This window comes from Polaromonas sp., from assembly GCF_031411155.1.
Classification (GTDB): Bacteria; Pseudomonadota; Gammaproteobacteria; order Burkholderiales; family Burkholderiaceae_C; genus Polaromonas.
This window is the reverse complement of the sequence record NZ_JANOAL010000123.1, coordinates 1-8,513: the sequence shown is the minus strand read 5'-3', so window position 1 is coordinate 8,513 and position 8,513 is coordinate 1. Positions and strand designations below refer to the sequence as shown.

The 8,513-nt window shown below is 62.4% G+C and carries 8 protein-coding genes and 2 riboswitches; all 8 genes read right to left on the bottom strand.

Annotated elements, in window-relative coordinates; translation table 11 throughout:
- Positions 1-2,174 (bottom strand): aminomethyl-transferring glycine dehydrogenase (gene gcvP / locus RMO23_RS08545; protein ID WP_309680474.1); only part of this gene is annotated, 2,174 nt, incomplete at its 3' end.
- 125 nt (positions 2,175-2,299) lie between these two features.
- Positions 2,300-2,671 carry a glycine cleavage system protein GcvH gene (gene gcvH, locus RMO23_RS08540; protein WP_309680473.1) on the bottom strand — a complete coding sequence of 124 codons (372 nt, stop codon included), beginning with the start codon at positions 2,669-2,671 and terminating at the stop codon, positions 2,300-2,302.
- Positions 2,672-2,726: 55 nt separating this feature from the next.
- On the bottom strand, positions 2,727-3,809 hold the full coding sequence (gcvT, locus tag RMO23_RS08535; protein ID WP_309680476.1) for a glycine cleavage system aminomethyltransferase GcvT: 1,083 nt from the start codon (positions 3,807-3,809) through the stop codon (positions 2,727-2,729).
- Positions 3,810-3,922: 113 nt separating this feature from the next.
- Positions 3,923-4,024: riboswitch (glycine riboswitch) on the bottom strand.
- 22 nt (positions 4,025-4,046) lie between these two features.
- A riboswitch (glycine riboswitch) is annotated at positions 4,047-4,150 on the bottom strand.
- A gap of 36 nt (positions 4,151-4,186) precedes the next feature.
- Complete coding sequence (locus RMO23_RS08530; RefSeq protein ID WP_309680471.1) at positions 4,187-5,464, bottom strand: TRAP transporter large permease; 1,278 nt, start codon at positions 5,462-5,464, stop codon at positions 4,187-4,189.
- Between the two features lie 79 nt (positions 5,465-5,543).
- Entirely contained in the window at positions 5,544-6,038 is a 495-nt protein-coding gene (locus RMO23_RS08525; protein WP_309680469.1) for a TRAP transporter small permease, read from the bottom strand.
- Between the two features lie 131 nt (positions 6,039-6,169).
- Positions 6,170-7,141 carry a TRAP transporter substrate-binding protein gene (locus RMO23_RS08520; RefSeq protein ID WP_309680467.1) on the bottom strand — a complete coding sequence of 324 codons (972 nt, stop codon included), beginning with the start codon at positions 7,139-7,141 and terminating at the stop codon, positions 6,170-6,172.
- Between the two features lie 78 nt (positions 7,142-7,219).
- Positions 7,220-8,233, bottom strand: coding sequence for a D-erythronate dehydrogenase (denD, locus tag RMO23_RS08515; RefSeq protein ID WP_309680465.1), 1,014 nt, complete (start codon positions 8,231-8,233; stop codon positions 7,220-7,222).
- 69 nt (positions 8,234-8,302) lie between these two features.
- Positions 8,303-8,513, bottom strand: a 211-nt coding sequence (locus tag RMO23_RS08510) for a 4Fe-4S dicluster domain-containing protein (protein WP_309680463.1), incomplete at its 5' end; no start/stop codon positions are given.

Sequence of the window (8,513 nt, the reverse complement as noted above, 5' to 3'; positions counted from 1 at the left end):
GGGCCGCCGCCGCCGTGCGGAATGCAAAAGGTCTTGTGCAGATTCAGGTGACTCACATCGCCGCCAAATTCGCCCGGCGCCGCCACGCCGACCAGCGCATTCATGTTGGCGCCATCCACATAGACACGCCCGCCGTGTGAATGCACCAGCTGGCAGAGGTCTTGCACATGGGTTTCAAACACGCCATGGGTGCTGGGGTAGGTGATCATCATGCAGGCCAGGTTGGCGCTGTGCTTTTCGCACTTGGCCTTCAGGTCGTCCATGTCCACATTGCCCTGCGCGTCGCAGGCGGTGACGACGACCGTCATGCCCACCATGTGCGCGCTGGCCGGGTTGGTGCCGTGGGCCGATGACGGAATCAGGCAGATGTTGCGGTGGCCCTGGCCGTGGGCTTCGAGCCAGGCCTTGATGACCAGCAAACCGGCGTATTCACCCTGCGAGCCGGCATTGGGCTGCAGGCTGATGCCGGCGTAGCCGGTGGCCTGGCACAGCCAGTCGCGCAACTGCTGGTCGAGTTCGGCGTAGCCCTGCAGCTGATCCTGTGGCGCAAACGGGTGGATGTTGGCGAACTCGGGCCAGGTGATGGGAATCATCTCGCTGGTGGCGTTGAGCTTCATGGTGCAGCTGCCCAGCGGAATCATGCTGCGGTCCAGCGCCAGGTCCTTGTCGCTGAGCAGGCGGATGTAGCGCAGCATGCCGGTTTCGGAATGGTGGGTGTTGAACACCGGGTGTGTCAAAAATGGTGTGCTGCGGCGCAGTTCTTCGGGAATCAGGGAGGCTATGCCTTTTTCAAAGCTGCTCACCACCGGCAGCGTCTGGCCGGGCTGGGCAAAGAAGGACCAGAGCAGTTCGATGTCTTTGCGGCTGGTGGTTTCGTCGAGCGACACGCCCAGGTGATTTTTCAGGCGAAATCGCAGGTTGGCCCCCGATTGACGGGCGCGCTCAGCTATCGAATTAGTAGCATCACCAGTCTTGACGGTGACCGAATCAAAGGCGCTGGTGTCCGTGATTTCGTAGCCAAGTTGCTGCAGGCCGCGCACAAAGATGGCGGTGTAGGCGGCCACGCGTTCGGCGATACGCTTGAGGCCTTGCGGGCCGTGGTAGACGGCGTACATGCTGGCGACCACGGCAGGCAGCACCTGGGCGGTGCAGATGTTGGACGTGGCTTTTTCGCGGCGGATGTGCTGCTCGCGCGTTTGCAGCGCCAGGCGGTAGGTCGGGTTGCCATGCACATCGACACTCACGCCGACCAGGCGGCCGGGCAGCGAGCGCTTGAACTCGTCGCGGCAGGCCAGGTAAGCCGCGTGCGGCCCGCCATTGCCCATGGGCATGCCAAAGCGCTGCGTGGTGCCCAGCACAATGTCGGCGTCCCACTCGCCCGGCGGCGTGAGCAGGGTCAATGCCAGCAGGTCGGCGGCCACGCACAGGGCGGCGCCATCGGCATGGGCCTGGCCGGCCAGCGGGCGCAGGTCGTGGATGCTGCCGGTGGTGGCCGGGTACTGGGCCAGCACGCCAAAGTAGTCGCCCCCGGCCATCAGTTGCGGCACGGTCGCGGCGGCGGTGCTGACCTTGACTTCAATGCCCAGCGGTTTGGCGCGGGTCTGGATCACTTCAATGGTTTGCGGGTGGCAGTCACCGGCCACGATGAAGACATGGCTTTTGCTTTTGACACTGCGTTTGGCCAGCGTCATGGCCTCGGCGGCGGCGGTGGCCTCGTCGAGCATCGACGCATTGGCAATCGCCATGCCGGTCAGGTCGCAGACCATGGTCTGGAAGTTGATCAGCGCTTCCATGCGGCCTTGCGAAATCTCGGCCTGGTAGGGCGTGTAGGCGGTGTACCAGGCCGGGTTTTCCAGGATGTTGCGCAGAATCACGCCGGGCGTGTAGGTGCCGTAGTAGCCCTGGCCGATAAAGTTCTTGAAGACCCGATTTTTGCCTGCAATGCTTTTAAGCTGCTTGAGCGCGGCGGCTTCCGTCACCGGGGCCGGAATCGCCATGGCGCTGCGGCGCGCAATGGAGCGCGGCACGATGCTGCTGATTAGCGAACGGCGCGAGGTTTCACCAATCACCGACAGCATCAGCGCTTCGTCAGCCTCATCAATGCCGATGTGGCGCGCAATGAATTCGGAAGGGTTTTCAAGCTCGCCCAGCGGCTTGGCGGATTGCATCAACATGGGAGGTTCCAGAATAGTCGTTCGCCCTGAGCTGGTCGAAGGGTGGGCGAGAAAGGGGGAAGGGAGGGAGCAGGGACGGGCAGGGCTTCGGCAGCTCAGCCCGAACGGATTCCGATTGCGATAACTCAGGCGGCTGCCGAGAACGCGCTGTAGCTGGTTTCGTCCATCAGGGCCTCTAGCTGCGAGGCATCCGACAGTTTGACCTTGAAGAACCAGCCGGCGCCCATCGGGTCGGTGTTGGCCAGCGAAGGGTCGTCGCGCAGGGCTTCGTTGACTTCGATGACCTCGCCGCCGACCGGCATGTAGACGTCGGCAGCGGCCTTGACGGACTCGACCACGCCGGCGGTTTCTTTTTGCGCATAGTCAGTGCCAACGGTCGGCAGGTCGACGAACACGACGTCGCCCAGCGCGTCCTGCGCATGCACGGTGATGCCGACGGTGGCAACGTCGCCTTCAATCTTGAGCCACTCGTGGTCTTCGGTGTATTTGACGGTCATGGGGTTCTCCAGAGGTAGTTTTAAAAATCGGACAACGAAATCGAACAGGGAATCATCAGCCACGGAAATAGCGATTCGGCACAAAGGGCATGGCCGAGATTTGCATGGGCACCGGCTTGCCGCGCACTATGGCATTCACGCGTGTGCCAAGCGCGGCAAACTCGGGGCTGACATAGCCCATGGCCACCGGCTGGTTGATGCTGGGGCCGAGCAGCCCGCTGGTGACTTCGCCAATTGCTGCACCGTCGGGGCTTTGCAGGGCGGTATGGTCGCGCACCGGAATGCGCTCCAGCGCCACCAGGCCCACGCGTTTTCGGGTCAGCGTGCCGGGGTCGGCCAGCTGGGCCAGAATCTTGTCGGCGCCCGGAAAGCCGCCGGCGCGCGCGCCGCCTGTCCGCCGCACTTTCTGCATTGCCCAGTTCAGGTTGGCCTCGACCGGCGTGGTGGTGGTGTCGATGTCATTGCCATAGAGGCACAGCCCGGCTTCAAGCCGCAGCGAGTTGCGCGCGCCCAGGCCCACGGGCTTGACTTCGGGCTGCGCCAGCAGGGCTCTGGCCAGCGCGGCGGCCTGCGATGCGTGCACCGAAATCTCGAAGCCGTCTTCGCCGGTATAGCCGCTGCGGGTCAGAAAGCAGTCGCAGCCGGCCACCGTGAAGCGGCCGCCGGTCATGAACACCAGCTTTTCGACGCCAGGCGCCAGCCGCTGCAGGGCCGCCACGGCCTGCGGCCCCTGCAAGGCCATCAGTGCCATCTCTGGCATGGGGATCACCTGGCAGCGGTCGCTGATTTTTTGCTCAATGTGCGCAATGTCGCCCGCCTTGCAGGCGCCGTTCACAATCACAAACAGGTCGCCGCCATTGGCGCTGTCGGTCATGTTGCGGTTGAAAAACATCAGGTCGTCAATAATGCCGCCGTCCTCATTGAGCAGCAGGCCATAGCGCTGCTTGCCGGCAGGCAAATCGATCACATCGACCGGCATCAGGCTTTCGAGTGCGGCCGCCGCATCAGGCCCGACCAGCCGCAACTGGCCCATGTGCGACACGTCAAACAGGCCAGCGGCGCTGCGGGTGTGCAGGTGCTCGGCCATCAGGCCGGCGGGGTATTGCACCGGCATGGAATAGCCGGCAAACGGCACCATGCGCGCACCGAGTTCCACATGCAGATCATGCAGTGGCGTTTGAAGAAGGTTTTCGGGGTTGGACACGGCGCGTTCTCCGGGGGGCAAACATACAACATGACGATAAGCCATGGGCTGCCCCTGCTGTCCACTTTACCTGAGAGATTCGCCTGGCGATGCAGGTTTGCTCCTTCGGTGGGCCACCTTGACAGTGGCCTCTCTCCAGTAGGGAACGCCCCCAGGGCGCTCAGCACCAGAGGGCGGTTGCCAGTCCTTTTGCCTGAGCGTTCGGGGCCCCATAAAGGGGGCCCATGCGCCTTCGGCGGTTTTCTGCGGGGAAAACTCTCTCCTGACCCTGCCAAGTGTAATGGAAGCCGGATTTTGTGCCGTCCGAGTTCCTACTTCGCGTAGGCCAGATCGCGCAGGAATAGCGACAGCTGCGGCACATAGGTGACGACCATCAGGCAGGCCAGAATTACCAGCACAAACGGAACCAGGTGGGTGACGATGCGGTCCAGCGAAATTTTGGCCACCGTGCAGGCCGCAAACAGGTTGACGCCAAAGGGCGGCGTGATCATGCCCAGCGCCAGGTTCACCACCATGACCATGCCGAAGTGCACCGGATCAATGCCGAAATGCACGGCCACCGGCGCCAGAATCGGGGCCAGCACAATGATGGCCGCGCTGGTCTCAATAAACATGCCAATTACAAACAGGGCCGCATTGACCCCCAGCAAAAAGAGCGCCGGCGACTGTAGCACCGCCTCCAGCCAGCGGCCAATCGCGTCGGGCACGCCGGCCCGGGTAATCAGAAAGGCGAACAGCCCGGCGTTGGCAATAATGAACATGATCACCGCGCTGGACAGCACCGACTTGCGCAGGATGTGGGCCAGGTCGGGCAGCTTGATCTCGCGGTAAATCACGATGCCCACCACCAGCGCATAAAACACCGCCACGGCAGAGGCCTCGGTCGGCGTGAAAATGCCGCCATAAATGCCGCCCAGAATGATCACCGGCATGAACAGTGCCCAGCCGGCCTGCCAGGTTGCCTTGCCAATACCCAGCCGGCCATCGCCGTCATGTTTGCCCCAGCCTTTGTAGCGGCAATACAGATGCACAAACAGCATCAGCGCGCCGCCAATCAGCAGGCCGGGGCCGAAGCCGGCAATGAACAACTCGCCAATCGAGACTTCGGCGCTCACGCCATACAGAATCATGGGAATCGAGGGCGGAATGATCACGCCCAACTCGGCGCTGGTGGCCTGCAGCGCGGCCGCATAAGCCGTCGGGTAGCCGTGCTTGATCAGCGCCGGAATCAAAATGGCGCCAATCGCAAAGGTGGTGGCCACCGATGAGCCCGACACCGCGGCAAAAATCATGCAGGTCAGCACGCAGGTCATGGGCAAACCGCCCTGGATGCCGCCGACCAGGCTCTTGGCAAATTCGACCAGGCGGCGCGAGATGCCGCCGGTTTCCATCAGGTTGCCGGCCAGGATGAAAAACGGAATCGCGGCCAATGGGAACTTGTTGATCGCGGAAAACATTTCCTTGACCGAAATCAGCATGTTGGCGTTGGAGGCTTGTATGCCCAGCACCGAGGCCAGGCCAATCGACACCGCCACCGACACGGTGAGTGCAAAGCACAGCACCATGGTTGAAATCATGACTGCGGTCATAGCACCCCCCCACGTTCGTCACTGCGTGTACTCACTGCCCCCGAGGGGGCGCTCGCGCCTTGGAGCGGTCCGGCGGCGCTCATTGCGCCGTCTCCAGTTCGTTGCGCTGTGGGTCAATCAGGTTGCCAATGATGCCGATCACACAAAACATGCCGCCCACCGGCATGGCGACGTAGCCCCAGAACATCGAAATCGACTCCAGCCCGGCCATGGACTGTACCCGCCCGCGCAGCGAATAGTCCCAGCCCCACCAGACAATCACCGCAATCAGCGCCAGCGCGGCCAGGCAGACCAGCCAGTCGAGTACGCGCCGGATTCGGGGCGGGCTCCAGCGGTACAGCACATCGACGCTGACCATGGCGCCCTGGCGAAATGCCGCCGGTATGCCCATGAACACCATCCAGATCAAACTCAGGCGGATCAGGATTTCGCTCCACTCGGCGGGTTGCTCGAGCACGAAGCGGGTAATGATCTGGAACATGCCCAAAGTGGACGCGACGACCAGCATCAGGCAGGCCACCAGCATTGAGAAACCGGTGGTCCAGCGTTCAAATTTTAGAAAGGCTTGTTTCATGAGTGCTTGCCGTTCCTGGGATTATGCAGGCGGTCAAATTTGGCCGAATTTCTATTAAAAACGCCCGTCAGTCCAATGACTGCGGGCGTAACATGCTACACAAATAATAGCAAAGTCAGGCCTGTGCAGGCTTACTTGTAGTTGCGGATCGTGTCGATGTTGGCTTTGCCAAACTGTTTTTCAAACTCGGCATTGACCGGTGCCAGCATGGCCACGAACTTGGACTTGTCGACGTTGTCGATCACTGTCATGCCCTTGGCGCGCAGCTCGGCCACGCCATTGGTATCGTCCTGATCGACGCGGGCGCGGTTGGCCTTGGTGCCTTCCTTGGCAGCTTCGACAAAGGCGGTTTTGTCGGCCGCGCTGAGCTTGTCGAAGGCGGCCTTGTTCATCACAAAGATGGCGGGCGAGTACACATGGCCGGTCAGCGACAGGTGTTTTTGGACCTGGTCAAACTTAGCCGACATGATGACCGACAGCGGGTTTTCCTGGCCATCGACGGTGCCCTGCTGCAAGGCGGTGAACACTTCCGGAAAAGCCATCGGCGTGGTGATGATGCCCAGGCCCTTGTAGGCGGCGATGTGCACCGGGTTCTCCATGGTGCGCATCTTCAGGCCCTTCAGGTCTTCGGGGGTTTTCACGTCACGCTTGCTGTTGGTCATATGGCGAAAGCCGTTTTCGGCCCAGGCCAGCGCCTTGAAGCCCTTGGCATCGAATTTGGTCAGCATCTCCTGGCCAATCGGGCCGTCTAGCACGGCGCGGGCATGGGCCTTGTCGCGGAACAGAAACGGTACATCCAGAATCTTGGTTTCAGGCACAAAGTTGGGAATCGGCCCGGTGGACGAGAAGGCCAGTTCCTGGGTGCCCAGCTGCACGGCCTCGATCGACTCGCGCTCGCCGCCCAGGGCGCCGTTGTAAAAGGTCTGGACCTTGTAACGTCCCGCCGTGCGTTTTTCGACTTCCTTGGCAAAGGTGTCGATCGCCACGCCCTGGTGCGAGTTTTGCGCGGTGGAAATGCTGATTTTCATCGTGGTCTGCGCACTGGCCGAGGCCATGAATGCCAGGCCGAGCGTCATGCCGATAAGCAGTTTTGAAAGTTTCATGCGGTCTCCAAAATGAGTTGATTGCCGGAATTCTGCGGCTACGGCGGCTGGCCGTAAGCACACCTATTATTGCCCCCGTTAAGCGGGCAGCGTGCGCGGGTTTTCGCGTAAGTAGGCGGCAATAATGGAGTCAAAGTCGGTATCGGGCAACAGGCCCAGCGCCCTGGCGCGCGCGGCGTCGATGCGGGCGGGCCAACTGGCAATGATGTTGGCAATGGCGGGGTCCGGGCGCCAGTCAATCAGGTCGGCCACCGCCTTGCCCGCAGCGCGCTCGAGCGCCGCGGCCATCTCGCCGGCCGTGGTTTGAAGGGCAGGCAAATTGATGGCGGTGCGGGCGCCCCAATCGGCGTCGCTGGCCTCGGCGGCGCGCAGCAGGCCGTCAATGGTACGGCCCGGCGACGACAGGGCCACGGCGGTGTCCCTGGAAACCGGGCAGTTGGCCCGCACGCCCGCCAGCGGTTCGCGGATCATGCCGCTTAAAAAACTCGATGCTGCGCCATTGGGCTGGCCCGGCCGCACGCTGACGGTCATCAGCCGCACGTTGCGGCCGCGGATGAAGCCTTTGCGGCCGTAGTCAGTCACCAATTGCTCGCCAATGAACTTCTGGATGCCGTAGCTGTTTTGCGGTGTCGGCAGGGTGCGGTCGTCAATCACCGCCGGCAGGGGCTGCTCTGGCGAGTTGCCAAAGACGGCCAGCGAACTGGCAAAGACCACGGCAGGGCAGGTGTTGAGCGCGCGGCAGGCCTGCAGTAGCGCACGTGTTGCGTCCAGATTGCTGCGCATGCCGAGGTCAAAATCCGCTTCGCACTCTCCGCTGACCGCGGCGGCCAGATGAAAAATGATAGCGTCGTTCGTCCGTATTACCTGGGCTGCAGAACTATTTCCCTCAAGAAGCTGGTTCAGGTCACCGATGACGGTGCGCACGCGGGGGTCGGCGGCCAGCTCGGCGGATGGCGCGACGCGGTCCACCAGCGTGAGCGCCTGGATGGCTTGCGGCGCGCTGCCGGCCAGCGAAAGCTGTCCGCGTTCAAGCAGCTGGCGGGCGAGCCGGGCGCCCAAAAATCCGGCGCCTCCCGTGATGACAATGTTCATGGAGGGCCTTGGTTGATAGGAATGAAAAATGTGGGGAGTGAAAGGGCCTGACTGCCGCCGCCGACCGGCTTACATGCCCGCGTAATTCGGCCCGCCGCCACCCTCGGGCGTGACCCAGACGATGTTTTGCGTCGGGTCTTTGATGTCGCAGGTCTTGCAATGCACGCAGTTTTGCGCGTTGATCTGCAGGCGGTCGGTGTTGTCGGGGTTTTTCACGAATTCATAGACCCCGGCCGGGCAGTAGCGGCTCTCGGGGCCGGCATAGGTGGCCAGGTTGATG